Annotated in this window: 25 protein-coding genes and 1 pseudogene; 16 read left to right on the top strand and 10 right to left on the bottom strand. The window is 61.9% G+C overall.

Annotated elements, in window-relative coordinates:
- Positions 1 to 155: 155 nt before the first annotated feature.
- The 7 genes from NKH50_RS08795 (at position 156) to NKH50_RS08765 (ending at position 7,234) form a co-directional block, all read left to right on the top strand.
- A complete protein-coding gene (locus tag NKH50_RS08795) occupies positions 156 to 1,058 on the top strand; it encodes a GntR family transcriptional regulator (RefSeq protein WP_352476364.1) in 903 nt (300 codons plus the stop codon).
- Positions 1,059 to 1,177: 119 nt separating this feature from the next.
- Positions 1,178 to 1,534 (top strand): DUF2946 family protein, encoded by a 357-nt coding sequence (locus tag NKH50_RS08790; protein WP_352877985.1) that lies wholly within the window; start codon positions 1,178 to 1,180, stop codon positions 1,532 to 1,534.
- Positions 1,535 to 1,633: 99 nt separating this feature from the next.
- A complete protein-coding gene (locus NKH50_RS08785; protein WP_352877982.1) occupies positions 1,634 to 2,170 on the top strand; it encodes a copper chaperone PCu(A)C in 537 nt (178 codons plus the stop codon).
- A 25-nt stretch (positions 2,171 to 2,195) separates the two neighbouring features.
- Entirely contained in the window at positions 2,196 to 2,711 is a 516-nt protein-coding gene (locus NKH50_RS08780) for a YcnI family copper-binding membrane protein (protein ID WP_352877979.1), read from the top strand.
- Between the two features lie 52 nt (positions 2,712 to 2,763).
- Positions 2,764 to 4,404, top strand: coding sequence for a copper resistance CopC/CopD family protein (locus NKH50_RS08775; RefSeq protein ID WP_502906842.1), 1,641 nt, complete (start codon positions 2,764 to 2,766; stop codon positions 4,402 to 4,404).
- Positions 4,405 to 4,676: 272 nt separating this feature from the next.
- A complete protein-coding gene (gene gnd / locus NKH50_RS08770; RefSeq protein ID WP_352877974.1) occupies positions 4,677 to 6,101 on the top strand; it encodes an NADP-dependent phosphogluconate dehydrogenase in 1,425 nt (474 codons plus the stop codon).
- Between the two features lie 227 nt (positions 6,102 to 6,328).
- Positions 6,329 to 7,234, top strand: a complete 906-nt coding sequence (locus tag NKH50_RS08765) for an HTH domain-containing protein (protein WP_352877972.1) — start codon at positions 6,329 to 6,331, stop codon at positions 7,232 to 7,234.
- Here the strand turns inward: NKH50_RS08765 and NKH50_RS08760 are convergent.
- The 4 genes from NKH50_RS08760 to NKH50_RS08745 form a co-directional block, all read right to left on the bottom strand.
- Positions 7,224 to 9,092 carry a 5'-methylthioadenosine/S-adenosylhomocysteine nucleosidase family protein gene (locus NKH50_RS08760; RefSeq protein ID WP_352877969.1) on the bottom strand — a complete coding sequence of 623 codons (1,869 nt, stop codon included), beginning with the start codon at positions 9,090 to 9,092 and terminating at the stop codon, positions 7,224 to 7,226. The genes NKH50_RS08765 and NKH50_RS08760 overlap by 11 nt on opposite strands.
- Positions 9,089 to 9,607: an AAA family ATPase gene (locus tag NKH50_RS08755; RefSeq protein WP_352877967.1), complete on the bottom strand. Its 519-nt coding sequence runs from the start codon at positions 9,605 to 9,607 to the stop codon at positions 9,089 to 9,091. The genes NKH50_RS08760 and NKH50_RS08755 overlap by 4 nt, the downstream gene beginning before the upstream one ends.
- Positions 9,604 to 10,425, bottom strand: coding sequence for an HD domain-containing protein (locus NKH50_RS08750; protein WP_352877964.1), 822 nt, complete (start codon positions 10,423 to 10,425; stop codon positions 9,604 to 9,606). The genes NKH50_RS08755 and NKH50_RS08750 overlap by 4 nt, the downstream gene beginning before the upstream one ends.
- A 370-nt stretch (positions 10,426 to 10,795) precedes the next feature.
- Positions 10,796 to 11,845, bottom strand: coding sequence for a LacI family transcriptional regulator (locus NKH50_RS08745; RefSeq protein WP_352877962.1), 1,050 nt, complete (start codon positions 11,843 to 11,845; stop codon positions 10,796 to 10,798).
- Positions 11,846 to 12,237: 392 nt separating this feature from the next.
- Between NKH50_RS08745 and NKH50_RS08740 the strand changes: the two genes are divergently transcribed.
- The 8 genes and pseudogenes from NKH50_RS08740 to NKH50_RS08705 all read left to right on the top strand — a co-directional run bounded on the left by NKH50_RS08740 (position 12,238) and on the right by NKH50_RS08705 (position 20,520).
- Positions 12,238 to 13,476: an ABC transporter substrate-binding protein gene (locus tag NKH50_RS08740; RefSeq protein WP_352506635.1), complete on the top strand. Its 1,239-nt coding sequence runs from the start codon at positions 12,238 to 12,240 to the stop codon at positions 13,474 to 13,476.
- Positions 13,477 to 13,583: 107 nt separating this feature from the next.
- Positions 13,584 to 14,477, top strand: a complete 894-nt coding sequence (locus NKH50_RS08735) for a carbohydrate ABC transporter permease (protein ID WP_352476374.1) — start codon at positions 13,584 to 13,586, stop codon at positions 14,475 to 14,477.
- Entirely contained in the window at positions 14,470 to 15,405 is a 936-nt protein-coding gene (locus tag NKH50_RS08730) for a carbohydrate ABC transporter permease (RefSeq protein WP_352877959.1), read from the top strand. The genes NKH50_RS08735 and NKH50_RS08730 overlap by 8 nt, the downstream gene beginning before the upstream one ends.
- A 5-nt stretch (positions 15,406 to 15,410) precedes the next feature.
- Positions 15,411 to 16,541, top strand: coding sequence for an ABC transporter ATP-binding protein (locus NKH50_RS08725; protein ID WP_352877957.1), 1,131 nt, complete (start codon positions 15,411 to 15,413; stop codon positions 16,539 to 16,541).
- Positions 16,542 to 16,609: 68 nt separating this feature from the next.
- On the top strand, positions 16,610 to 17,356 hold the full coding sequence (locus NKH50_RS08720; protein ID WP_352877954.1) for a sugar phosphate isomerase/epimerase family protein: 747 nt from the start codon (positions 16,610 to 16,612) through the stop codon (positions 17,354 to 17,356).
- Between the two features lie 12 nt (positions 17,357 to 17,368).
- On the top strand, positions 17,369 to 18,517 hold the full coding sequence (locus NKH50_RS08715; RefSeq protein WP_352506632.1) for a Gfo/Idh/MocA family protein: 1,149 nt from the start codon (positions 17,369 to 17,371) through the stop codon (positions 18,515 to 18,517).
- A 131-nt stretch (positions 18,518 to 18,648) separates the two neighbouring features.
- The gene (gene mgrA / locus NKH50_RS08710) at positions 18,649 to 19,695 is read left to right on the top strand and encodes an L-glyceraldehyde 3-phosphate reductase (protein WP_352737518.1); all 1,047 of its coding nucleotides are present in this window, start codon (positions 18,649 to 18,651) and stop codon (positions 19,693 to 19,695) included.
- Positions 19,696 to 19,826: 131 nt separating this feature from the next.
- Positions 19,827 to 20,520, top strand: a pseudogene (locus tag NKH50_RS08705) (molybdate ABC transporter substrate-binding protein).
- A 47-nt stretch (positions 20,521 to 20,567) separates the two neighbouring features.
- Here the strand turns inward: NKH50_RS08705 and NKH50_RS08700 are convergent.
- On the bottom strand, positions 20,568 to 20,864 hold the full coding sequence (locus NKH50_RS08700) for a DUF2934 domain-containing protein (protein ID WP_352448358.1): 297 nt from the start codon (positions 20,862 to 20,864) through the stop codon (positions 20,568 to 20,570).
- Between the two features lie 190 nt (positions 20,865 to 21,054).
- On the opposite strand from NKH50_RS08700, the gene NKH50_RS08695 reads away from it, so the two are divergent.
- Positions 21,055 to 21,405, top strand: a complete 351-nt coding sequence (locus tag NKH50_RS08695) for a hypothetical protein (protein WP_352737517.1) — start codon at positions 21,055 to 21,057, stop codon at positions 21,403 to 21,405.
- Between the two features lie 309 nt (positions 21,406 to 21,714).
- On the opposite strand, the gene NKH50_RS08690 is transcribed toward NKH50_RS08695, so the two are convergent.
- From NKH50_RS08690 to NKH50_RS08670, 5 genes are all read right to left on the bottom strand, one after another.
- The gene (locus NKH50_RS08690) at positions 21,715 to 21,990 is read right to left on the bottom strand and encodes a hypothetical protein (protein WP_352877951.1); all 276 of its coding nucleotides are present in this window, start codon (positions 21,988 to 21,990) and stop codon (positions 21,715 to 21,717) included.
- 233 nt (positions 21,991 to 22,223) lie between these two features.
- Positions 22,224 to 23,081 carry a S1C family serine protease gene (locus NKH50_RS08685; RefSeq protein ID WP_352877949.1) on the bottom strand — a complete coding sequence of 286 codons (858 nt, stop codon included), beginning with the start codon at positions 23,079 to 23,081 and terminating at the stop codon, positions 22,224 to 22,226.
- A 236-nt stretch (positions 23,082 to 23,317) separates the two neighbouring features.
- A complete protein-coding gene (locus tag NKH50_RS08680) occupies positions 23,318 to 23,827 on the bottom strand; it encodes a hypothetical protein (protein ID WP_352776967.1) in 510 nt (169 codons plus the stop codon).
- 205 nt (positions 23,828 to 24,032) lie between these two features.
- Complete coding sequence (locus NKH50_RS08675) at positions 24,033 to 24,746, bottom strand: S1 family serine peptidase (RefSeq protein ID WP_352877946.1); 714 nt, start codon at positions 24,744 to 24,746, stop codon at positions 24,033 to 24,035.
- Position 24,747: 1 nt separating this feature from the next.
- Positions 24,748 to 25,215: a trypsin-like serine protease gene (locus NKH50_RS08670; protein WP_352877944.1), complete on the bottom strand. Its 468-nt coding sequence runs from the start codon at positions 25,213 to 25,215 to the stop codon at positions 24,748 to 24,750.
- Positions 25,216 to 25,279 lie beyond the last annotated feature (64 nt).

The raw sequence follows: 25,279 nt of genomic DNA, 5'->3' as shown, positions 1-25,279 counted from the left end.
TTTTTCGCCAGAGCGCGACGCGTCTTTTGGATGCGTGAAGTAGGCTCTACAACCAAGACTAGCGTTGCGCATGGTGTTTTGCGAAGCGATTCCGATTTCATGCGCGCGAAACGCTTCAAACCGGCCGCAATCGCCAATGCGCCACGGGGCAGGGGATGTCGAAGAGCAACAACGTTTACAAGGACGCTTATAATCGCGGTCTGAGGCTGCTCGACGAAACCAGGAGCCTGCCTTCGGAGCCGGAACTGGGTACGCTGCTCGGCGTCAGCCGCACGACGGTCCGCACTATCCTTGCGCGCATGGAAGAGACCGGGCTGATCGACTGGAACAAACGCAGCAAGACGGTTCTGCGCGAGCCGCGGCCGGATGATTTCTTCCCCGAGGAAGAAACCGACACGCTGGCCGAGATCATCGAGCGTTCCTTCATGCGGCGGCTGCTTGCCAGCGGTGCCGAAGCCGGAATGCAGATCAACGAGCTCGAGCTGGCGCGCGAGATCGGCGTCGGCACCACCAGCGTGCGCGAATTCCTGATCCGCTTCTCGCGCTTTGGGCTGATCGAGAAGCGCCGCAACAGCCACTGGGTGCTGAAAGGCTTTACCCGCGCCTTCGCGCTGGAGTTGACCGAAATCCGCGAAATGTTCGAACTGCGCTCGGCCGCAGCCTTTGCCGCTCTGCCCGAGGACAGCCCGGTCTGGGCCGACCTCGACCGCCTGGAGGACGAGCATCGCCTGCTGGCGCGCGAGATCGCCGTGCGGTTCAACGAATTCTCCGAGCTCGACGAGCGCTTTCACCGGCTGATCCACCGGGCGTCGCACAACCGCTTCATCGTCGATTTCTACGACGTCATCGCCATGATCTTCCACTACCACTACCAGTGGAACAAGGCGCAGGAGCGCGAGCGCAACGAAGTCGCGGTCCAGGAGCATCTCGCCTATATCGCCGCGCTCAAATCGCGCGATCTCGCCAAGGTCGACGCCGCCTGCCGCAAGCACCTGAAATCGGCCCGCCACACGCTGCTGACGTCCATTCCCGAGGGCAGGCAGCCGCAACGCGCGTGATTGTGTTGCGTTGCCGCAGCAACGTTTTGGCGATTTTCCGGCCGCCGGCTCCGTGCTAGAGAGCTGATGTTGCTGCGTGAAGAGGCTGGTTCTTGACCATACGCCCGAGACGATGGAGCATGCCGGTCGCGTTCGCCGCGGCGTGGCTTTTCGTGCTCCAGTCGATGTTCGGCGCGTTTGCTTCAGGCGGCGAGCCGAACGCCTCGCAATTCGATGCTTTCGGCAACACGATCTGCACCCATGACGGTGCGGCGCAACTCCCCGCCGGCGATCCGCATAATCAGCACATGCCGGCTTGCTGCATGCTTGGCTGCAACCTCGTTTCGGCGGTCTACGCGCCGCCCGATGCCGCCGGGAGCCTGGCTCGCAGCCTCTCCGTCGAAACCATCGCCTTTTTCCTGCCGGCCTTCCGGCATCGCGATTTCGCCCGCGCCCGCACTCCGTCCAATCCACGCGCACCACCGGCGACGGCCTGATCCGTTCTGGTTCGCGCCGCGCAACTCTTTGCCGGCGCGTTTATCGACATCGTTCGCGACCGGCCGTCGGCGCGGTCCCTTAAAATCCACGGAGCAATCATGTCTCACTCTTTTCGCGCTGCCGCATCCAGCCGCAGGCGCTTCGCACTGGGTCGTTTCGAGCAGCGTCTCGTCGTCGCCCTTTGCGTTCTTGCCTTCCTGTTCGCCAGCGTCCAGATCGTGTTGGCACACGAGTTCAAGCTTGGCGATCTCGAGATCGGGCACCCCTGGTCGCGCGCCACGCCAGCCGGTGCCAAGGTAGCCGGCGGCTACTTCACCATCACTAACACCGGCAGTGCGCCGGATCGCCTGCTGTCGATCACCTCCGACATTTCGGCCAAGGCCGAACTGCACGAGATGGGCGTCAGCAATGGCGTCATGACCATGCGGCCGGTCACCGGCGGCCTCGAAATCCCGGCTGGCGGCAAGGTCGCATTGGCGCCCAACGGCTATCATTTGATGTTCATGGATTTGAAGCGGCAGCCCAAGGAGGGCGAAATGTTTTCCGCAACGCTGACCTTCGAAAAAGCCGGGCTCGTGCAGATTGAATTCGCCGTGCAAGGCATCGGCAGCGCGGCGCCGCAGGACGACGACTGACTTGGCCGCTTCGAGAGGTACCATCATGAAGAAATCTCTTTTGCCCGGCTGCGTGCTTCTTGTCCTCGGGACCGGCGCGGCCTTTGCCCACATCACGCTCGAAACGCCGGAGGTGGCGGTGGGCTCGACCTACAAGGCGGTTCTTCGGGTGCCGCATGGCTGCGAGGGCAAGGCGACGACCGCCGTGCGCGTGCAGATCCCGGAAGGGGTGCTTTCGGTCAAACCGATGCCGAAGCCGGGTTGGACGCTGCAGGTCAAGAACGGCAAATACGAGAAGTCCTACCAGCTCTACGGCCAGGTGGTGACCAGCGGCGTCAAGGAGATCGACTGGAGCGCCGGCAGCCTGCCGGACGAATTCTACGACGAATTCGTCTTTCGCGCGACACTGGCATCCGACCTGCCGGCAGGCCAGATGCTGCATTTCCCGGTGGTGCAGGAATGTGACGGCGTTGCCGATCGCTGGATCGAGATTCCAGCGGCCGGGCAGGCTGAGGACGCGCTGGAATTTCCGGCGCCCGGCCTCAAGCTGCTGCCGAAGTGAGCTCCAGCGGCGCGCTTTGGCGGATGAGCGCGCCGCTGCTCCTGGCGGTGAGATGAGCGCGGCATCCTTCCTGCGGCAAGCTTGCATGGCCGGCAACTATTCTGGCCAGCTTGTGGCTGGCTTGCTGGCCGCTATCGTGCTGCTCGCCTTAATTGCCATGCCTGATCCCGCCTTCGCCCATGCAGCCCTGATCAAGGCCGAGCCGGCTGATGGTGCGGTGCTGGCGCAGAGCCCGTCGCAGCTGTCGCTGACCTTCAGCGAGCCGGTTTCGCCGCTGGTGCTGACGCTGGTGCGGCCCGACGGCACGGCGGTCCCGCTGACCTCCTTCCGGCTCAGCGGCCAGACCGTCGAGATCGACAATCCGCAGGCGCTGAAATCGGGCACGCATGTGCTGAGCTGGCGGGTAATCTCCGCCGACGGGCATCCGGTCGGCGGCTCGGTGCTGTTCTCGGTCGGTGCACCGAGTGCTGCGCCGGCCGCCTCCGAAGCCGTCGACCGGGGGCTTCGAACGGCGATCTGGATCGGCAAGGTTTTTCTATACATCGGCTTGTTTTTCGGGGTCGGCGGTGCCTTTGCGCAGGCCTGGCTGGCGCAAGGCGGGCGATCCGGCCGGAACATGATCGTCGCTGCGATCCTGTGCGGGTTGGCGGCGGCACCGCTGTCGCTCGGTTTCCAGGGGCTGGATGCACTCGGTGCGCCGCTCGCCCGGCTGGCGCAGCCGGTCATCTGGCAGACCGCGCTCGGTACCAGCTTTGGCTGGACGGTGCTGATCGCGCTGATGGCGCTCGGCCTTGGCCTGTTGTCGCTGGTCGTGCCGCCCGCCGACGCAAAGCCGCTCGCCTTGGCCGGACTGGTCGGCGTCGGCGCAGCACTTGCCGCCAGCGGGCATGCCAGTGCCGCCGAGCCGCAATGGCTGACCCGGTCGATGGTATTTCTGCACGCCACTGGTGTCGCGGTCTGGGCCGGGGCGCTGGCGCCGCTCGGTCTTGCCTTGAAACGGCAGCCGGACAAAGCGGGGCCGTTGCTGCGCCGGTTTTCGCGAGCCATCCTGTTCGTCGTGGCCGTGCTTGCGGCAGCCGGCATCGTGCTCGCCGTCATCCAGGTGCAAACGCCGTCGGCGCTGGTCCATACCGCTTACGGCCGGCTGCTGCTGCTCAAGCTGGTGCTGCTCGTCTTTCTGTTCACGCTCGCCGCCGTCAATCGCTTCAAGCTTACGGCCCCGGCTGAGGCGGGCGAAACGGAAGTCCAGCGGCGGCTGGCCCGCTCGATCTTTATCGAGCTGCTGATCGTGCTGGCGATCTTCGGCGTTGCCGCCGGCTGGCGCTTCACGCCGCCGCCGCGCGCGCTGGCGATCGCCGCGGCACAGCCGGCGTCGGTGCATATCCACACGCTGCAAGCGATGGCCGACCTCAGCATTGCGCCCGGCCATGCCGGGCCTGTTGCCGCTTCGATCTTCATCATGACCGGCGATTTCGGCCCGCTCGACGCCAAGCAGGTGACGCTGGTGCTGTCAAAGCCCGATTCCGGCATCGAACCCATCAAGCGCCCGGCGACGAGGCTTGGCGACGGCACCTGGCGCGTCGACGATCTCGTCATTCCGGTCGCCGGCCGGTGGACGGCGCGGCTCGATATCCTGGTCTCCGATTTCGAGATGGTGAAGATCGAGGCACCGATCGACATCAGGCCGGAGTGACGTGCTGATATTCAGGTGATGCCGGCCTGCAAATGGCGGTATCCTGCGCTTCTGGTGATCACGTACTTTGAGTACGCTCCGCTCCGGTTCTCGGAAACCACCTGTTGGGTCGCTTACGCGCCCGTCTTCGACCCCGGCTCGGCCTGACCTGCATCTCAACACGCCCCGGCTGCAAGACAATTCGGCGAGGCGGTTGACGCGGCCTTGAAGGCCCGTCAATCATCGTCAATCGCGGGCTCAAACCAACAAGATCCGAAAGCAGGGAAGAAACGATGGAAAAAGCCGAAATCGGCCTGATCGGCCTTGGCACGATGGGCTCCAACCTGGCGCTCAATATCGCCGAGAAGGGGCACCGCATCGCCGTCTTCAATCGCACCGCGGCGCGCACCGATGCCTTTGTCGAAAATGCCGGCGCGCTTCGGGATAGGGTGGTGCCCTGCTACAGCCTCGAAGAACTGGCCGCCGCGATCCGGCCGCCGCGGCCGATCATCATCATGGTGCTGGCCGGCAAGCCGGTCGACGAGCAGATCGCGGCATTGCGCGGCGTGCTGTCGGCCAACGACATCGTCATCGACGCCGGCAATGCCAATTTCCGCGATACGATGCGTCGCTTCTCCGAGCTTACCGATTCGGGCCTGACCTTCATCGGCATGGGCGTGTCCGGCGGCGAGGAGGGCGCACGCCACGGTCCCTCTATCATGGTCGGCGGCACCGAAGAGTCCTGGAAGCGCGTCGAAAAGGTGCTGACCGCGATCTCGGCCAAGTTCAAGGGCGAGCCTTGCGCGGCGTGGCTTGGCACCGACGGCGCCGGCCATTTCGTCAAGACCATCCACAACGGCATCGAATATGCCGACATGCAGATGATCGCCGAGATCTACGGCATATTGCGCGACGGGCTCGGCATGGGGCCGAAAGAGATCGCTGAGGTGTTTTCCCAGTGGAACACGGGCAGGCTCAATTCGTACCTGATCGAGATCACCGCCAAGGTGCTGGCCGCCGACGATCCCAAGACCGGCAAACCGGTGGTCGACATCATCCTCGACCGCGCCGGCCAGAAAGGCACCGGCAAATGGTCGGTGATCGAGGCGCAGCAGCTCGGCATCCCGGCCACCGCGATCGAGGCGGCTGTGGCGGCACGCGTACTGTCGTCGATCAAGGACGAGCGGCTGGCCGCCGAAGAGGTCTATGGCGGCGGCGTGAGCAAGATTTCCGGAGACAGGGACGCCCTGCTCGCCGATCTCGAGCTGGCACTGTTTGCCGGCAAGATCGCCGCCTACGCGCAAGGTTTTGCGGTGATGAGCGGCGCGTCGAAGGAATTCAACTGGAACCTGCCGATGCCGGTCATCGCCAAGATCTGGCGGGCCGGCTGCATCATCCGCTCGCAATTGCTGGATACGATGGCGGAGGCCTTCGGCGCCGGCGGTGCAGCCACCAACCTGTTGATGGCGCCGGCTTTCGTCTCATTGATGCAGGAGGCACATCCGTCGCTTCGCCGTGTCGTCGCAAGGGCGGCCGAAGCCGGCTCGCCGGTGCCGGCCCTGTCATCTGCACTTGCCTATTTCGACAGTTACCGGCAGGGCCGCGGCACTTCGAACCTGATCCAGGCGCAACGCGATTTCTTCGGCGCGCACGGCTTCGAGCGCATCGATGGGCAGGGTGCTTTCCATGGCCCGTGGGGGAGTGGGGCGGCGGGTTAGCGCCCCATTTCAGCCAGGCCGGCCGTCCAATGAAATGCTCAACAGCTGACGTTCTTCGGAGCGCTAATTCTTGGGTGTATCAGCAATGGTTGGGGAATGCCGTTTGCGACGACAACGCAAAAGCGTTTGCCATTTTCGCAATCGCACAGCAGTCTGGTGACAGGGCTGGCGCGGATCGGTAAGGCTGGCTCCGTGCTGGAGAATTTTGCGCCAGAGCAACGACCCCAATGAACTCATACCTGAAGATCTCGCAAGCCGTCCTTAGCAAGTCGCGTCAGCCACTGACGGCTCGCGAGATACTCGATGCGGCCTATCGTCTTCAACTGGTGCCTGATCATCTGTTTGGAAAGACGCAGCACAAGACCCTGCACGCCCGTCTGTGCGAGGACATCCTTCATAATCGCAGAGCGTCCCTTTTTGCCAGAACCGCGCCGGGCCGCTTCTCCCTGGCGTCGCGTCTCGAAACGGGCGGGAGCAGGAGCGAGTATATCGCGCCGCAGCGATCCTATCAGCTCAAACAGTTTGACGTCCTCTGCGCGGACCGGGAGGAACTGGATTCAGCGCTTCAGGGCGGCATGGAGCTCGTCGAGTTCTCATCGATCGCTCCGCGGTTCCGACGTCAGGTGCCCCTGAGGATCGCCGAGAAGGACTCGAGGCTGGTGTATCTCCGCTTGCTCGTGATGATCTGCTCAAACAGCGGATTGTTGACCCTGGCTGCGATGGATGGATCGGAGTTTGGCACCGGCCGCGCGATCGGACTGCTTGGCCTCCTCAGGGGGTCTGACGCTGACCTCTTTTCCGACGAGCCGTACGGTATCGATCTGGCCGCAAGACGGACGATCGCCGAGCAGTCGAGCGCATCGGTTCGCCGGATCCGCGAACTCACCAGAAGACATCCTGAACAGACTCTGCGCTGCATCCGCGTCGCCGACGCACACAGCCGGAACAACTCCGTCATCTTGTTGGTGCAATATCGGTGCGAGAAGCCGGATGAGTTCATCCGTTTCTTTCCGGCCAGCCGCGCTCCACGTTGGACGCGGGTCCCGGCCGAGATCAATGACATTTCCACCTTGGAGCGGGTATCGTCGCGCTTCGTCGAACTCGCCGCGAATGGCGCCGTGGCTATTGCTTAGCCATTGCGATCACACGGTCAAGAGGCAGGCGTTTCATTAGCTCCGCGAGCGTCTTCATGCCCGTGATGCGCCACTTGTCATCGGCCTTTGACGGGTCCGCCATGTCGGAGACGACACGGAGCACCGAAACAGGAACCTTGAAGGCATCCGCCGCGGCACAGACTCCCCCCGCCTCCATCTCTATGCCCAGCAGCTTATCGGCAGATTCGACCATCTTCCTGCGATGATCGTCGCTGGCGACGACTTCGTCCGCGCTGGCGATCTTGCCTTCCCACAACGAAGGTATTCTGCCCTTTTGCCAATCGAACTCATGGGCGGAATACGAAGCCCAATCTTTGAGATCAAACTCTTTTGAATTGGCGATTTCGTAGACGGCACGAGTGCAGTGGAAGTCGCGCCGCCGGAATTTCGACTTGGCCTCTCCTTTATCGTCGTCCGTCACCTTGCGGGTCGCCAGATCCACGACCGTCTCCGCGCAGATGACGGCTCCTGGCTCGATCTTGGCCTCTTTAAACCCACCCGCCAGGCCGACGCAGAAAAGCAGATCCGGCGCGACATTCTTCGAAAGGTAGCGCATGACCTCGACCGCGGCGGCGACCCGGCCCATCGCTCTGGGACAGAGGACGTCGACCCCAACGTCTCCGATTTCCCCAGAGGCTGCAGGGCTGCCGGCGGAGCGATCCAGGCCGAAATGTTTGACGAGAACGTTGAGTTCTTCCTCAAGCGCTACAAAGATCGCGATCGTCAATTGTCGTCCTCTCGAAGAAGTTTCTGTTTTCCGTGGGTTTTGTGTCTCATCAGATCCACGCGTCGGCAGTCCATGCTCTTTGGTTAGAATGGCGGCGAGTTCGCCGCATGCGCTTGCGATCTCGACGATTTCGAAGTCCGACGGGTCGGATATCGCCGGGTCGAATCTTTCGGGGAGCCGTGGCCACTCGAAGGGCGTCTTCTTGATGGCCCGCGACACATGGAACTGGAGATCCGTGTCCTTTGGGTACTTTCTCGCAAGGCCGCAATAGGCGTCCATCAACTCGATGAATTCTGCATCGCGGCGGAACCTCATGATGGTGTTGGCGGAAGCTTCGAGCAGGAGCCTGTCGGCGCTCATCGCATCCAGAAACAGGCGGAATCTGCGCATGCTGTATACGGCGCGCTCAGCAGGGAGGTAGAACTCCACAGGCATGTGAGGAATGTCGGTTAGTACGATGGCTTTGAATTCTCGGCAATATTCCTGGAAGTAGGTGTATTGCAGGGCGTCGCGCATCTTCTGCCGGAAAGGTGAGGCGGATTCCATAAGATTTGGCTCGATCATCGACCAGGTGAGGGCCTTCCCATCGTCGGCCAGTCTCGCGGGAGTCGCACGCATGTTCTGGATGACATCCGACGGCGCATTCTGGCGGATGCCGGTCCACGCCTGCAGTCGCGGCGTGTCAACGCCGGTCAGAAATCCGTTCACGATCGTCGGGCCTATTTGAACCTTTCGTCGGACGAGCGCGGCGCCATGCGAACTCAGCAGTTCCATTCGGGCGTCATCGTACAGACCTGAATAGCGGTTCCGAGCGAAAGAGTACTCGACCCGCTTCTTTTCGGCGAAGTCGCTGAGGTTTGTCTCCCGCATAGGCAAACGAACAAGTCCTTTTTCCAGATAGGCGGACTGGACCTCGAACAGCTCGAACGCGTACTTGTCCTCGATCACGAAGCCCGGAGGAGCGACGCAGAATTCCTCACACAGCATGGCGCAGGCGTTCATCGGGCCGCGAAGAGCGCGTGCATGCTTTTCGTCGCCGAAGATATCGTAGAGCCTAACGATTTCGCGCGTATCGCGGTTCAGGAAGTGGAGAAACAGATTCCTTCTCATGCGCCCCTGGAAAAAATCGATCGGAGGGCGGCTTCGATCTCGTCCTTCTTACCGTCGTTATGGATCGTGAAATCGGCCTCGGCCGTGTCGAGTTCCGTCTCGGATCTGTGTCTGCCGTCGACGGCGAGATTGAAGACCTGTCCTCTGGCTGCCAGGCGGCGTGTCCTGGTCTCGTCAGACGCGGTTACCCGGATGATCTCGAATCCCTGATCGCGCGCGAGGCGGTAGTCCGGGGAAAAACGAAGAGAATCCACGCAGATTGACTCCTCTGGCGCAGCATCCCGCAGTGCCGCCCGCAAGAAGATCGAAGGATCTATCTGCGTCAGCGCGTCGTCTATCCGTTGCGTGGACGCCTTTTCCTGGTTGCCGAACAGAAGCATTGAGATCTGACGACAGATGGTGCCGGTCGATATGCGGCGGATTCCATAGTCCCGCCCCATCTGCTCCGCCACGGTAGACTTTCCCGCTCCAGATTTGCCGATCAGTGCAAACCGCCCCGCGCGCGCTGCTGTCATAGTTGATCAGCGCCTTTCAGCTTCGCGAACACCTCTTCGCAAAACGCGAGGAGTTCGGCTGGCCTGGATCGGGCGACGTCATCAAGGAGATCCTGAAGCACGAGTTTGAAGTGCTCCTGAAGCGGCGGGAACCGATGAACCCCAATCCTTGAATATCGGATGGTGAAGGCCGCGTGGTCCGGCGTGATCCCGCCTCCCTTCCGAAGGCGTACGAAGACGAGCGCTTGCAGCTTGTCGATGGCCTTTACGAACCGGGCTTCCTCGCTCGATACTTCGATAAGTTCCTCGAACATAGTCCGATAGGATTCGCGCAGCGAACGGCGCATGCTGGACGCGAGAGCGTCAAGGGCACGGCGTTCTTCGCGATCCTTGTCGAGGCGCCGGCTGGGGTTGAATGCGTGGGTGTCGGACCCTTGTCCATCGTTGCCCACCGGATCCTTATCGCCCGTCACGATCTCAGGCTCGTCATGTACAAGTGCCAGCACGATCGCACGCCCGGGGTCGATCCACGGAAAATGCGGCGCCAGCAGAGGAACGCACCGCGCGACGTTGAAGGAATGGGCAGCGACGTTCTCAAGCTCAAGCCTTCTGGGGACTGATCCGAGCTCCAGCGTTTCAGCTTCCCAGTACCGTTGGCCGAAGAACCGCACAATCTTTTGTAGGTCGTACAGGCGGTAGATCACGTCGACGTCCGCGCGGACATCCGGCGGGCCTGGCAAGGAGACAGGGGCGAGGTAGTCGTCGAACCGCAGTTGGTCCAAGAGCATCTCACTCTGAGACTTGTGATGGCCGATCATGCTGGCCCTGATCTTTTTCAAGTGATCACCGATCTGACGCCGAAGGATGCCCGCGCAGGCGCTGCAAATTCCGTGAATAATCGTGATGGTATAGTAGATTCGAAGTCGTAAGTCGCAATGAAAAATTGTAGGAGAGCGAATTCTATCGGGGCGCAGAGTTGTACAGTCGCGTGACTCGGCAATGCGGTGATGCGGGACGCCCTGCCAGTGAAGCTCAAGATCTATGAAGCACTATGTTGTAAAACCCCACATCCTAGTGACTGCAAAAATAGCTTCGGAACGGCAGCTCGATGAGCTGGTCCGAATCCAGGCAGTCCGCTCCCGGCCCAAAGGTTGCCACTCAGCAGCGCGCATTGGAGCCGGGTGCCAGTTCACTTTGAACATGTCCCGCTCACGCCGGGCGGCGATAGGCCTGGACTTCGCCCGGTTCGCTCAGGCTTTGCAGGGTGCCGGGTGCGGCGCCTCCGATCCAGCCTAGCACCGAGCGGGCGAGTTCGGCGCCGGCCAGCCGGAAGTTCTCGTTGACGACCAGCAATTCGCTGCGAAACAGATGCAGAAGCTCCGACGATTGTTTGGACACCACATCGACATCGCGGCCAAGCTTGAGGCCGGCGTCTTCGATGCCGGCGACGATGGCGAGCGTCGCGGCGGCGGCGCTGCTGATGAAACCGTCCGGCCTGACGTCGCGGCGCATCAGCTGCGCGGTCCGCATTCTGATCTGCTCGATCGAATGATCGATCGAAACGGTGTTGAACGGAATCTCGCTGGCGCCGACCTCGCTCAGCGCATCGGCAAAGCCGGCGAGCGTGTGGCCGTGATAGGTCAGCTCGACCGGCGGCGCCAGCAGCGCCAGCCGGCGGCGGCCGAGGCCGGCCAGATGGCGCACCGCCTCGGCTGCGAAGGCGTAATTGTCGAAATCATGATAGGGATGGATCAGCCCCATGTCGGTGCGGCCGTGCGTGGCAAAGGGAATGCCGCGCTCCAGCATATAACGGGCCCTCGGATCGTTCGGCTGCGTGCGCGAAATGATGACGCCGTCGGCTGAACCGGTTTCCACGAGGTAACGGATCGGGTCGAGCGGATCCTGGGAGCGCGAATAGGGCGTCACGATCAAATGATAGGGCGTGTCGGCGATGACTTCCGAAACGCCGTAGATGATGTCCGAGACAAAGCTCATGATCTCGTGCTCGGTGTTGAGCACCAGGCTGATGACATTGGTCTTGCCGGTGCGCAGGCGGACGCCGGCACGGTTGGGGCGATAACCGATCTGCTTGGCGACAAGCTGGACGCGCCGCCTGGTCTCGGCGCCGATCTCGGGGGCGTCCTTCAGCGCGCGCGACACGGTGGTGACGCCCAGCCCGGTCATGAAGGCGAGCGTCTTCAGCGTCGGCCGGCCCTGGCCCGACGCGTCGTCGGCCTTCTCTTTTTGATGCCTGTTCATTCGTCCCGCCCCGTCAGGCGCATAGCAGTTGCCGGACAGCCCGGCAATCGGCAGGCCGCGGGCACGCCGCGGCCTTCACCGAATGGGACCGCTATATACTGAAACGTTACAGATTGTCACGATCATTGCACATCACTGGTGACAGATGCAGAACGAGCGGCGCTGCAATCGGCGCAAAGACAGCGATTGGAACGGGCTTTCCGATCTTCTTGGCGTCGCAGCATTCCATTTTGCAGTGCAACCTCTCTGGTTGCGATGCGGTAGGCCAGCGAACCGCGCGATTTTATTCGTGCTTCGAAAAAACTTGATGCGACCTTCGCCTGAGGGGTTGCGCGCCTCAAGCAATTGCCGTATCGAAAATCTGTAACGTTTCAGATTCTGGGAGGAACGAAATGCGATACCAACTCATGACTGCTGCGCTGGCTGCGACGGTCGCGCTGCAATTTGCCGGCCCGGCGGCCGCGACGGATCTGGAAGTCACCCATTGGTGGACCTCCGGCGGCGAGGCGGCAGCGGTCGCAGAACTCGCCAAGGCTTTCGACGCAACCGGCAATCACTGGGTTGACGGCGCCATCGCCGGTTCCGGCGGCACGGCGCGGCCGATCATGATCAGCCGCATCACCGGCGGCGACCCGATGGGCGCGACCCAGTTCAATCACGGCCGGCAGGCTGAAGAATTGGTGCAGGCCGGGCTGATGCGCGACCTCACCGATCTCGCCACCAAGGAAAAGTGGACGGAAATCGTGCAGCCGAAGAGCCTGCTCGACGGCTGTACCCTCGACGGCAAGATCTATTGCGTGCCGGTCAATATCCACTCCTGGCAGTGGCTGTGGCTGTCGAACGCCGCCTTCAAAAAGGCCGGCGTGCCGGTGCCGAAGAACTGGAATGAATATGTCGCTGCGGCGCCCGCGCTGGAAAAGGCAGGCATCCAGCCGCTTGCGGTCGGCGGCCAGCCCTGGCAGGCCTCCGGCGCTTTCGACGTGCTGCTTGCGGCGGTCGGCGGCACCGACGCCTTCCTCAAGGTCTACAAGGACAAGGACGCCGAATTCGCCGCCGGGCCCGAAGTCGCCAAGGTCTTCAAGGCCGCGGACGACGCCCGCAAGATGGCGAAGAACACCAATGTGCAGGACTGGAACCAGGCCACCAATCTGGTCATCACCGGCAAGGCGGGCGGCCAGATCATGGGTGACTGGGCGCAAGGCGAGTTCCAGGTTGCCGGCCAGACCGCCGGCAAGGACTATACTTGCCTTCCGGGCCTCGGTCTCAACGAGGTCATCGCCACCGGCGGCGACGCTTTCTACTTTCCGCTGCTGAAGGATCCCGAAAAATCGAAGGCACAGGAAGTGCTGGCCCACACGCTGCTCGATCCCAAGACGCAGGTCGCCTTCAATCTCAAGAAAGGTTCGCTGCCGGTGCGCGGCGACGTCGACCTCAAGGCGGCGAACGACTGCATGAAAAAGGGGCTCGAAATTCTCGCCAAGGGCAATGTCATGCCCTGGACCGACCAGCTGCTTTCGCAGGATACGCAGAAGCAGAAGGAGGATCTGTTCTCCGAGTTCTTCGCCAAGCAGGACATGACCGTGGAAGATGCGCAGAAGCGCTTCGCCGCCATTGTCGGTTCGGCCGATTGAGCGATCGACCAACCGCCTCACTCCCGCCCCTGCGAACGCAGGGTCGGGAGCTAGGGTCAAGGCCTCTTGACCCTCCGGCCCTTACCCGATCCAGCGCGGCTGTGCAGATGAGCAAGAGCGAACGCCCGAGCCAACTCTTTCGCAACCTCAATGCGAAAGTCGCTTCGATCCCGATGATTTTCACCGCGCTGGTGATTTTTGTCGGCGGCACCCTCTGGACGGTGTTGTATTCCTTCACAAATTCCAAGCTGCTGCCGCGGCTGCACTTCGTCGGTCTCGACCAGTACTATCGGCTGTGGGCGACGCCGCGCTGGCTGATCTCGATCGAGAACCTGCTGATCTACGGCGTGCTGTCGCTGGTGTTCTCGCTGGTCATCGGCTTTCTGCTTGCTGCCCTGCTCGACCAGAAGATCCGGTTCGAGGACACGTTCCGGACCATTTTCCTCTATCCCTTCGCCCTGTCCTTCATCGTCACCGGTCTCGTCTGGCAGTGGCTGCTCAACCCCGAATTCGGTGTCCAGGCAGTGGTGCGCAGCCTCGGCTGGACGAGCTTCAGCTTCAATCCGCTCTATGATTCCAGCATCGTCATCTACGGCATATTGATCGCCGCTCTCTGGCAAGGCACCGGGCTCATAATGTGCCTGATGCTGGCCGGCCTGCGCGGCATCGACGAGGATATCTGGAAGGCCGCGCGGGTCGACGGGATACCGACCTGGAAGACCTATCTGTTCATCATCATACCGATGATGCGGCCGGTCTTCATCACCACGCTGGTCATCGTCGCCTCCAACATCGTTCGCGTCTACGACCTTGTCGTCGCCCAGACCAGCGGCGGGCCAGGCATCGCCTCCGAAGTCCCGGCCAAATATGTCTATGATTACATGTTCTTCGCCCAGAACCTCGGCCAAGGATTCGCCGCCTCGACGATGATGCTGCTGTCGGTGATCATCGTCATCGTGCCGTGGGCTTATCTCGAGTTCGGAGGCAAGAAGCGTGTCTGACCATACCGTTTCATTGCCCGCCATTGCCGGCGCCGGCGGGCTCGAAGGCCACGGGCCGAGCGGGCCGAAGCCGCGCCACACATTCTCGCGCCGTAACATCTTCCTCTACGGCACGCTGATCGTGGTGGCGCTCTACTATCTTTTGCCGCTCTACGTAATGGTGGTGACATCGCTCAAAGGCATGCCCGAGATACGCCTCGGCAACATCTTCTCGCCGCCGATGGAGATCACTTTCGAGCCGTGGGTCAAGGCCTGGTCGAGCGCCTGCACCGGGCTCAACTGCGACGGGCTGTCGCGTGGCTTCTGGAATTCGGTGCGCATCACCATCCCGTCGGTGATCCTGTCGATCGCGCTCGCCTCGGTGAACGGTTATGCGCTTGCCAACTGGCGCTTCAAAGGCGCCGACACTTTCTTCATCATCCTGATCGTCGGCGCCTTCATCCCATATCAGGTGATGATCTATCCGATCGTCATCATCCTGCGTGAAGTCGGCCTCTACGGCAGCCTCAGCGGCCTGGTGATCGTCCATTCCATCTTCGGTATGCCGATCCTCACGCTGTTGTTCCGCAACTACTTTACCTCCATGCCGGAGGAGCTGTTCCGGGCGGCGCGTGTCGACGGCGCCGGCTTCTGGGGCATTTATTTCCGCATCATGCTGCCGATGTCGCTGCCGATCTTCGTCGTCGCCATCATCCTGCAGGTGACCGGCATCTGGAACGACTTCCTGTTCGGCGTCGTCTACACCCGCCCCGACACCTATCCGATGACGGTGCAGCTCAACAACATCGTCAATTCGGTGCAAGGCGTGAAGGAATACAACGTCAACATGGCAGCCACCATCCTGACCGGCCTGGTGCCGCTGATCGTCTATTTCCTGTCCGGAAAATTGTTTGTGCGCGGCATCGCCGCCGGCGCGGTGAAAGGATGATGGCGATGAACGCAAACGGCAGCATTGCGGCAAACGGCAGCAAGGGGGCAAACGGCACCAGCGTCTCGATCCAGAACCTGTCGCTGAATTTCGGCGCGATATCGGTGCTGCAGACGCTCAACCTCGATGTCGCCGAAGGCGAGTTCATCGTGCTGCTCGGCCCGTCCGGTTGCGGCAAGTCGACCTTGCTCAACTGCATTGCCGGGCTGCTCGACGTTTCCGAAGGCCGCATCTTCATCAAGGGCAAGAACGTCACCTGGGAAGAGCCCAAGGATCGCGGCATCGGCATGGTGTTCCAGTCCTACGCGCTCTATCCGCAGATGACGGTGGAGAAGAACCTGTCGTTTGGGCTGCGCGTTGCCGGCCTCGCCAAGGACGAGATTGCCAAGCGCATCGCCCGGGCCGCCGAAATCCTGCAGATCGAACCGCTCTTGCATCGCAAGCCGGCGGCCCTGTCCGGCGGCCAGCGCCAGCGTGTGGCGATCGGGCGCGCACTTGTGCGCGACGTCGACGTCTTTCTGTTCGACGAGCCGCTCTCCAACCTCGACGCCAAGCTGCGCGCGGAATTGCGCGTCGAGATCAAGCTGCTGCATCGCAAGCTCGAGAACACCATGATCTACGTCACCCACGACCAGATCGAGGCGATGACGTTGGCCGACCGCATCGCGGTGATGAAGGGCGGCGTCATCCAGCAGCTCGATGCGCCGCAGACCATCTATAACCGGCCGGTCAACCGGTTTGTCGCCGGCTTCCTCGGCTCGCCGGCAATGAATTTCCTCGACGGCAGACTGGAGCAGGCGGCAGGCGACTGGCACTTTGTCGCCGAGGATGTGCGGATCCCGCTTGCCACCTATGCTTTCGAGAAGGACCCGGTGCCGGGGCCAGCCGTGTTCGGCATCCGCCCCGAGCACGTGGCGTTCAACAGTGGCACGGGATGGCCGTTCGCAGCCACCGCAGATGTCGAGGTCGTCGAGCCCATGGGTTCCGACACGCTGGTCTGGCTGAAACTCGCCGGCCAGAATTTCACAGTACGGGTGACAGCCGAGCGTACGCCAAACAACGCCGAGGCGGTCGGCATCGGTTTCGACCCGATGCGGGCCTCGCTGTTCGACGCTGCCACAGGTAACCGCCTCTAGAGATTTAGCCTCCCAAGACTTTTCCATTCCCCCCAAGACTAACCATCCCCAAGAAACGGACAGAGACGATGAACTGGTCATTCCAACTTTACAGCGCGCGTAATTTCCAGCCCTGGGAGGGCGTGCTCAAAATGCTGGGCGAGCTTGGTTATAGCCAAGTCGAAGGGTTCGGCGGCGTCTATGACGATCCCAAGGCGTTCCGTGCCGAGCTCGACAAGAACGGCCTTGCCATGCCGACCGGGCATTTCTCGATCGACGCGCTCGAGAAGGATTTCGACGGCGCGCGCAGGACGGCCGATGCGCTCGGCATCACGCTGCTCATCTGCCCCTTCCTGAACGCCGAGTTCAGGCCGGCCGACGCGGCCGGCTGGCGCGGCTTCGGCGAACGCCTGGCCAAGGTCGGCGAGACGGCCAGGAAAGCCGGCTATGGTTTTGCCTGGCACAATCATGATTTCGAATTCAAGGCGCTCGCCGACGGCTCGGTGCCGCAGGACCATATCCTGTCTTCCGCGCCCGACATCGGCTGGGAGATGGACGTCGCCTGGGTTGTGCGCGGCGGCGTCGATCCGCTGCCCTGGATCGAGAAGCACGGCAAGCGCATCGTCGCCGTCCACGTCAAGGACTTGGCCAAGCCGGGCGAGGGCCTCGACGAGGACGGCTGGTCCGACGTCGGCCACGGCACCATCGACTGGCCCGGCCTGATCAAGGCGCTACGCGCCAAAAGCGCCGCAAAATACTACGTCATGGAACAGGACAATCCCAACGATATCGAGCGCTTCGCCCGCCGCTCGATCGCAGCCGCCAAGACCTATTAGGAGCACATCAGCATGGCAACAAAACTTGGCATCGGCGTCATCGGCTGCGGCAACATCTCGAAGGCGTATTTCTCGCTGGCGCCGCTGTTTCGCGGCATCGAGATGCGCGCCTGCGCCGACATCAACATGGAAGCGGCGAAAGCGCGGGCAAAGGAGTTCAAGCTGCGCGCCGAGACCGTTGAGGGGCTGCTCAAGGCCGACGATATCGACATCATCGTCAACCTGACCATTCCGGCGGTGCATTACGAGGTGTCGAAGCAGATCCTCGACGCCGGCAAGCACGTCTATTCGGAGAAGCCCTTCGTGCTGTCGGTCAAGGAAGGGCTCGACCTGAAGAAACGGGCGGAAAACAAGGGGCTGCGCATCGGCTCTGCCCCCGACACCTTCCTTGGCGGCGCGCACCAGCTTGTCCGCGACCTGATCGACACCGGCAGGCTCGGCAAGGTCACCAGCGGCACCTGTCATGTGATGAGCCATGGCATGGAGCATTGGCACCCCAATCCGGACTTCTTCTTCCAGCCGGGCGCCGGGCCGGTGCTCGATATCGGACCCTATTACATCACCAACCTGATCCAGCTGATCGGGCCGGTGAAGCGGGTCGCTGCCTTCGCTTCGATCCCGATGACGGAACGCATCATCAGCTCGAAGCCGCGCGCCGGCGAAAAGATACCGGTCTCCACGCCAACGACGATCCATGGCGTGCTGGAATTCGAGAACGGCGCCGTTGTGACGCTCAACACCAGCTGGGATGTCTGGAGCCACGGCCACGCTCCGATGGAGCTCTATGGCGAGGCGGGCACGGTGTTCGTGCCGGATCCGAACTTCTTCGGCGGCGAGGTGCGCTACACCGAAGCCGCCAAGCCGGTGAAGAAGCTGCCGAAATGGCCGCATCCGTTCGGCGTGCCCAACGAGATGCATTCGCAAGGCATGATGGCCAACTACCGCACCGCCGGCCTTGCCGACATGGCGATCGCGATCAGGGAAGGCCGGCCGCACCGCTGCTCGATGGAGCTGGCGCTGCATGCCGTCGACGTCATGACCGGCCTGTTGCGCTCGGGCGAGACGGGAAAGTTCGTCGCCATGCAGACCAGCTGCGAGCGGCCCGCGGCACTCGGCGTCAAGGCGGCGAAGGAGCTGCTGGCGAAGAAGAAAACCAAGTAGGCGGCGCACCTCCCAAGCACCGCAAAAAGCCTCTCCCCGTTTGCGCGGGGAGAGGCTAAGGGTGGGCCGGACTCGACTTGCCCGTCATCGCGGCGGCAGCCGTCGGGCTCGTTTCGATATGAGGATTTTCCATGCCCTATGTTCCCGCGGAAAACCGCTACGAAAAGATGGTCTACAATCGCTGCGGGCGGTCCGGCCTGAAGCTGCCGGCGATCTCGCTTGGGCTGTGGCACAATTTCGGCGACGACACGCCGCATAGGACCAAGCAGGCGATCATGCGCAGGGCCTTCGATCTGGGCATCACGCATTTCGATCTCGCCAACAATTACGGCCCGCCGCCCGGCTCGGCGGAGCGGGCGTTCGGCGAGATCTTGCGGACGGACTTTGCCGGTTATCGCGACGAGCTGATCATCTCGACCAAGGCCGGCTACGAAATGTGGGCAGGGCCTTATGGCGAATGGGGCGGCCGCAAATATGTGCTGGCCAGCCTCGACCAGAGCCTGAAGCGGATGGGGCTCGACTATGTCGACATCTTCTACTCGCACCGCTTCGACCCCGACACCCCGCTGGAAGAGACGATGGGCGCACTCGATCACGCGGTGCGCTCGGGCAAGGCACTCTATGCCGGCATTTCCTCCTATACTTCGCAGCGCACCCGCGAGGCCGCCGACATTTTGAAGCAGCTCGGCACGCCTTGCGTGATCCATCAGCCGAGCTATTCGATGCTCAACCGCTGGGTCGAGGACGATGGCCTGCTCGATACGCTGGAGGGACTTGGCGTCGGCTCGATCGTGTTCTCGCCGCTGGCGCAAGGCATGCTGACCGACAAATATCTCGGCGGCATCCCCGATGGCAGCCGCGCCAGCCAGGGCAAGTCGCTGCGCCCGGCATTCATCAACGACAAATCGATCGCCAATATCGAGGCGCTGAACGTCATCGCCCGTCGCCGCGGCCAGACGCTGGCGCAGATGGCGCTGGCCTGGGTGCTGCGCAGGGGCAGGGTCACATCGGCGCTGATCGGCGCCAGCCGGCCGGAACAGGTCGAGGATTGTGTCGGGGCGCTGAAGGCGCTCGACTTCAGCGATGCCGAGCTCGCCGAGATCGACACCTTTGCCCGCGAGTCGGAGATCAACCTCTGGGCGGCATCGGCCGAGCGCAAGGGGCCGCCGAGGAAGTAGGCGACGACCGCATCCGGTCGCCAAACAGCGACGGCTTCCGCGACGCTGAGCATAGAATGGCCGGGCAGCCGTGGAATGAAGGCTAAATGCGCATTGTAAGGAAGTCGTTTAGACCGATTCGGGGTTAGGCGATGAATCAGGAAACCCGGCTTTTTGGCGCTATTGCGGTCCGCCCCGCCATCCTAGCCCTCATACCCCAGTTCGAAACGGCCACAGGATTCACGGTTGCGGTCAGGTGGGAGCTCAATCCGACCGTAAAGAAGCAGATTGAAGCTGGGGAAGCTTTTGACCTCGTCATCACCAATCCGGACCTGGTTCAGGATCTGACTGCCTCGGGAAAGGTCAAGGCGGGGAGCCAGGTGGCGTTTTGGCCGGATAGCAATGGGGGTGGCAGCCAAGGCAGGCAGTCGACCGCTCGATATCGCGTCCGTGGAAGCATTCGAACAGGCGTTGAAGAGCGCCAGATCGATCGCCTACGCCGGTGAAGGAACCAGCGGTGGCTACTTCTCCGGCTTGCTGGAACGTTTGGGGATAGCGGATGAGGTGAAGCCCAAGCTGGTGGCCATACCAGGAGGGCAGACAGCGCAAGCCGTGGGCCGTGGGGAAGCCGAGTTGGGGGTCGTTCCCGTGACTTCGATTCTCGCGGCCGCTCCCGAGGTCGTGCTTGTCGGTCGGTTTCCGGCAGAACTCCAAAGTTACGTCGACTTCGCCATTGGCATCAGTGCCGGTTCAACGAACGCAGAAGCTGCCGAGCAGCTGTCGGAATTTCTGATGTCGGCAGCCGTTGACGACATGCTGGCGGCAAAGGGTGTCGAGCGCTGCTAAGAGCGTGCTTGATAAGCAGCGCTGGGAATCCCCTTCTCAAACACGCTCTAACTTTCGGCTGCCTTGAGGTTCCGCGCGGCTTCCTCCAGCGTCGCCCTGTCGTTGCCAAGCCTGTCGATCAGTTCTTGCGCCTGATCACCGGTTATCCCGGTGCGCATCGCCAGTGCCTCGACCGTCAGAACGTCGGAGCTGGCGATCGTTCCCGCCGGAACGTCCGCGTCGTCGAGGCCAAGCTCTTGCTTCGCCTGCTGCCAATGACGTTCATGCGCGCCATCCGGGCGGCCCTCGCGCACCCAGATTTCATAGGCTCGCTGCCGAATTTTTTCATGCCGATCGTCGTCCATGGCGGATCCTCCCTTGTGGCGTTTTCACCAACGCGGCGAGCGCCGGAACGATCCGATGTTGATGCCGAATTCGCAGACATGCCGGACAAAAGCCGGTTTCTCACCGAACAAACACCGGACATACGCGTTTTGCGGAGGAACCTGCACAGTGGGCCGGCCGTTGAGCCGAGCCTGAGCAAAGGAGATTACAATGGCCGACGAACCGAACGAATCCGCAGCACCGAAGATGACTCAACGTGAAGCTCAGGAAGCCCTGGAGAAGCAGATCGCGCAGCTGAGGCGCGAGATCAACAAGATCAACCGAACCTTGGCGGAACGCGCGGAAGAGGCGATCGAGGACGCCGGCGATTGGTATGGCAACGCTGCTGAGCGCGCCTCGCGGACGGCACAAGCCCTGCGCAACAGGGCGCAGACGGTGTCCGGGGTGGTCCAGGAGAATCCTGGGACAGTATCGTCCGCCTTCATACTCGGAGCGGCCGTAGGGGCGCTACTGGGCCTCGCCTTGGCCGCCACAGACCAGCGCCGCGATCGCTGGTTCTAGTCCCGATCTAAAGTCTGCCGCGCGTCGTGCCTAGATGGCAACTTGCGACGCGCCTCATTGCGATAGTTCGGCACGCCTTACGCAATCCATCAGCAGAGCCATTCGATGCTCTCTGGCGGGTGAAGGGTGACGGCGCAACTGCTGCGACCCGCGGATCAGCGCCAGGCTCCGAGCACGCGTCGCCTCTATCCTCGTGGAGCGAACGTCGTTGTACCCTTCCGCTGATGCCGGATGTCAATGCCGGCTTCGACGTGCTCGAGGGCCGCTTGGTCGCCGAACGAAGGGCGACGGCTTAGATCCGCTCCGATTTCACCGGAGGGACGCGGCATCGCAAACGTGCCATTTCATTTGATAGCCGTATTCGCCTTTATGGCCGTAGCACCATCCTGCCTTGGCCAATTCACCGTCCACGGCGGTACGTCGGTCGCAGGCATCCAGGCTGTCCGGATCGTCGCCCGAGCCGCCCCTACAGCGGTCATTCTCTCTGTACCATCGTGCAAGCAAACCCTTGACGTCCGCACGTACGGGACGAATGACACTACCAGATTCACGCAGAACCACGCCTTGGTCGACATCGACGGACATGAAAAAATCTGCAATGCCGGCGGCTGTTTTCTGTCTCTTTTCGCTCTGTACTTGCCAGTCTACAATGCCGTTTATTGTACAGATTGACCCGACGCACTGAGCGGTGAGGGAACCGTCTCGGATAGAATATCTGCGGACCGGCCACCGATCAGCGAACCTGCGTTTTTCTTTAATTACGTCTACGGCCGACTGCATCTTGCCGTAATAAATCACTTGGCCTGAGTATGCCGAGTTCATGTAGACAAAAGCTGTAGCATTGTCCGAGGACCACGCAGCATGGTACCTGTAGGCGAACGCCTTCGCCTTTTCGATAGCACTTCCCGACGTGCCCGGGATTGTTTCGGGGTCCTTGTCGGTCGGCACAGTGGCTGAACGGCGGTCACAAATACAGGCGCTGAGCCGTGGCAAAGGATCTGAGCCGTCGCCGGCGCGATCTTGTCAGCAAGATCGGCTGTTGACAGAATCGGGCCTACCGCATCGTCAGCCTGAAATTCGACGCTGCGACTTTGCAAAAACAGTGCGAGCAAGCTGGCTCGAACTGCAAAGTTTACGTTCTGAGGAGCGACGCTGACGTCTCCAGTCGCGCCCTCCCTAAGCGTCGCTGCAGTAATGCCTATGAGGCTGCCGCTTTGATCAACGAGCGGCCCTCCAGAATTTCCTGGCTGGATCGGAGTCGAGATCTGAAGATACCGAGTATCGTCGCCAATGCCGAGGAGCGAGTTCACATTGCCAGTCGTGATCTTCACCGAGCTGGAAAGTACAGGTGCAAGAGGGTAGCCGAGCGCAGCCACATCCTCGCCCAAGCGTGCCGGGGTGCTGCGAATAGAGATTATTGCCGGCGCAGTCCCAGGGCTGTGGATTACGGCGAGATCGTTCAACTCGTCGCTCTTCCATTCCGATGTGTCGCCGCGGCCAACAACAGTTACGCTGGCGCACTCTTTCAGGACATGGGCGTTGGTGACAAGCCAACCCTCATTGTTGACGAAAAAACCGGTGCCTGAAGCGATTAGATCGGGCTGCGCCGCTTGCCCGGTGCCGACCAGCAGAAGCAGCGACGCTATACCCCACGCGACGAGATTACCGGCACTCATTGCATTACCCCCGCCAAAGCTTCGCGCTTTCGCTCGAGGTCGTCAACCGCCATGGGCATCGGAAGCGGGCTGCCACACGTTCGTTGCGATCAGATCGACGCGGACAGCCCAATGTGGCAGCGGGAAAGCGCGGAGTGCCACGCCCGGCGGCAATGGCATGCACCGATCTGGCATTCCACATGCTGTCGGGGCATGGGCACTCGGAAGGATACGCGGCGGTGGCCATGAAGAACCATTCACGCCGGCGGCAACGGTATATCTGAAAGCCTGCACCCGTCTATCACCCGCTGCATCGCCGTAGTCGAGCCGCGCGAGCTGAACGACGCGGAATCTTGGTTGCCGCCAATCTCATAGCCGACGTTGACTTTCGCCTTTGAGTTTTTGATCTCCTGGATAGCAGCCATCAATTCCGGCGACCGTCCAACCGCAACGACGCCGGCATAATTGTCATTCCATGTCCGCATCGTCGCTTCGAGCTTCAGAGGAGTTCCGCCGCTTCCTTGAATATAAAGGGTGGCCGGCGCTTCGGGCACATCCTCGAATTCCTTTTTGCGAAGGACGTACGCAACAAATAGAGTTTCCTTACTGTCACATTGCACGACTAAGGAATCGTGTGGTCCGCCTTCGGTTGCAATTACTTTGGTTACGCCAAACACGTCGGGACCCTCCGTGCTCGCCTGCCATGCAAATACCGGCTGAATACTACTGACCACAGCTGCCGCTGACAGAAAGAATGCTTTGAACATTTTCAGAATCCTCCACCCGCGCAAATAAAAGCAGAACAGGTGAAGGTTGTCGACGGCCCAGGAAGCTGATTTCATTTTGTTCATGCGCACGGCGGCGCCGGTCCCGCTTCCGTGACCCAAGGCATCGAGCTAAAATTAGCTAGCCGGAAAATGTCGAAACGGCGGGATTGCTCCCGCCGTCCATTGTCTCGGCAGGCGATTCTTACTATGGCGTGGCCGGTTTCTGAGCCGTGCCGAGGGCCGCCTTGGGCGCTGCCGGCGCAGGCGCTGCCGTCTTCATCTTCTCCTCGATCCAGCCGGTGTAATTGGCCAGCCGCATGTAGATGCCGTAGGCGTTCTTGTGGCCGCAGGCGGTGCTGCCGTCGGCCGGACCTTCGCCCCAGCTGACGACGCCAACCTGCACCGGACCATCGGCGCCGGTCATGAACAGCGGTCCGCCGCTGTCGCCATTGCAGGCGTCGCGCTCGCCGCTGGCGGTGCCGGCGCAGATCATGTTGCCGGTCAGCGGATCGGCCATATCAGCAGCAATTGCATTGGCGGCCGCCTCGATGCTCCTTTCCGAGTAACGCATGCGGCGGGCGAGCTCGCCGAGCGCAGCCTTCAAATCACGCGCATAAATCGCCTTGATGCCGTTGTTGCAGGTTGCGTTCGGCTGGAGGTCCAGGTCGGCAACCATCAGCGCGGTGGGAAATGTTCCGTCCTGCATCTTGCCCCAGCCGGTGACCGTGGTCTTGCCGGCGTCGGGGGTCGGCTCACGGGCAATCTTGATGGTCGGGGCATCGGCCGGCTCGGCCAGCCGGATCAGGCCGAGATCGTTGTCCAGCGTCTGCTCGCTGTAGCCCTCGTTGACGATGATTTCTACCGCCTTGCAGCGCTTGCCCTCGCTGAGATCGGTGGCGCCGGTGAGCACGGTGACCACGTCAGGCGAAATCGGCTCGCCGTTCGTCGTTGAGGCAGTGCGCCGCCGTCAGCACCCATTGCGGCGCGATCAGGCTGCCGCCGCAGAACTGCGCATTCGCCTGCGAGGCCGGACTTTCGTCCAGTTTGCCGGTGGTCAGCAACGCCACCTGGAACGGATAGGCGCCCTTCTCGGCCTCTTTGCCGCCGTAGACGCGATCGGCGCCGCCGGGGTTCTCCGCCTTGGCTTTTGCCCTGGCCTCGGCCACGCGTTTCATCGGCGAGATCGCCGCCTCGGGCCGGGCGGCCGCGTCCGTGGCATGAACGGAATTGACGACCGGCAAGGCCGCCGCGATGGCAAGCAGCGAGGCGGCAGCAATCGGTCTGAACCTGTGGATGATCTTCACCTCGAACCCCCTGAGACGATGTTCCGACAGATCGGCCTCGACGCGCGATCCACTGAAATGGGAACCGGCCAGTGAGCCGATCATGCGCCGATGTGGAGCGTGATCCGTCACAAAACCGAGTACCACTTTTGCTAAATCGTGGTGTCGA

The sequence above is a fragment of the Mesorhizobium sp. M1027 genome (assembly GCF_040318745.1).
Classification (GTDB): domain Bacteria; phylum Pseudomonadota; class Alphaproteobacteria; order Rhizobiales; family Rhizobiaceae; genus Mesorhizobium.
This window is presented reverse-complemented; position numbering and strand designations above follow the sequence as displayed.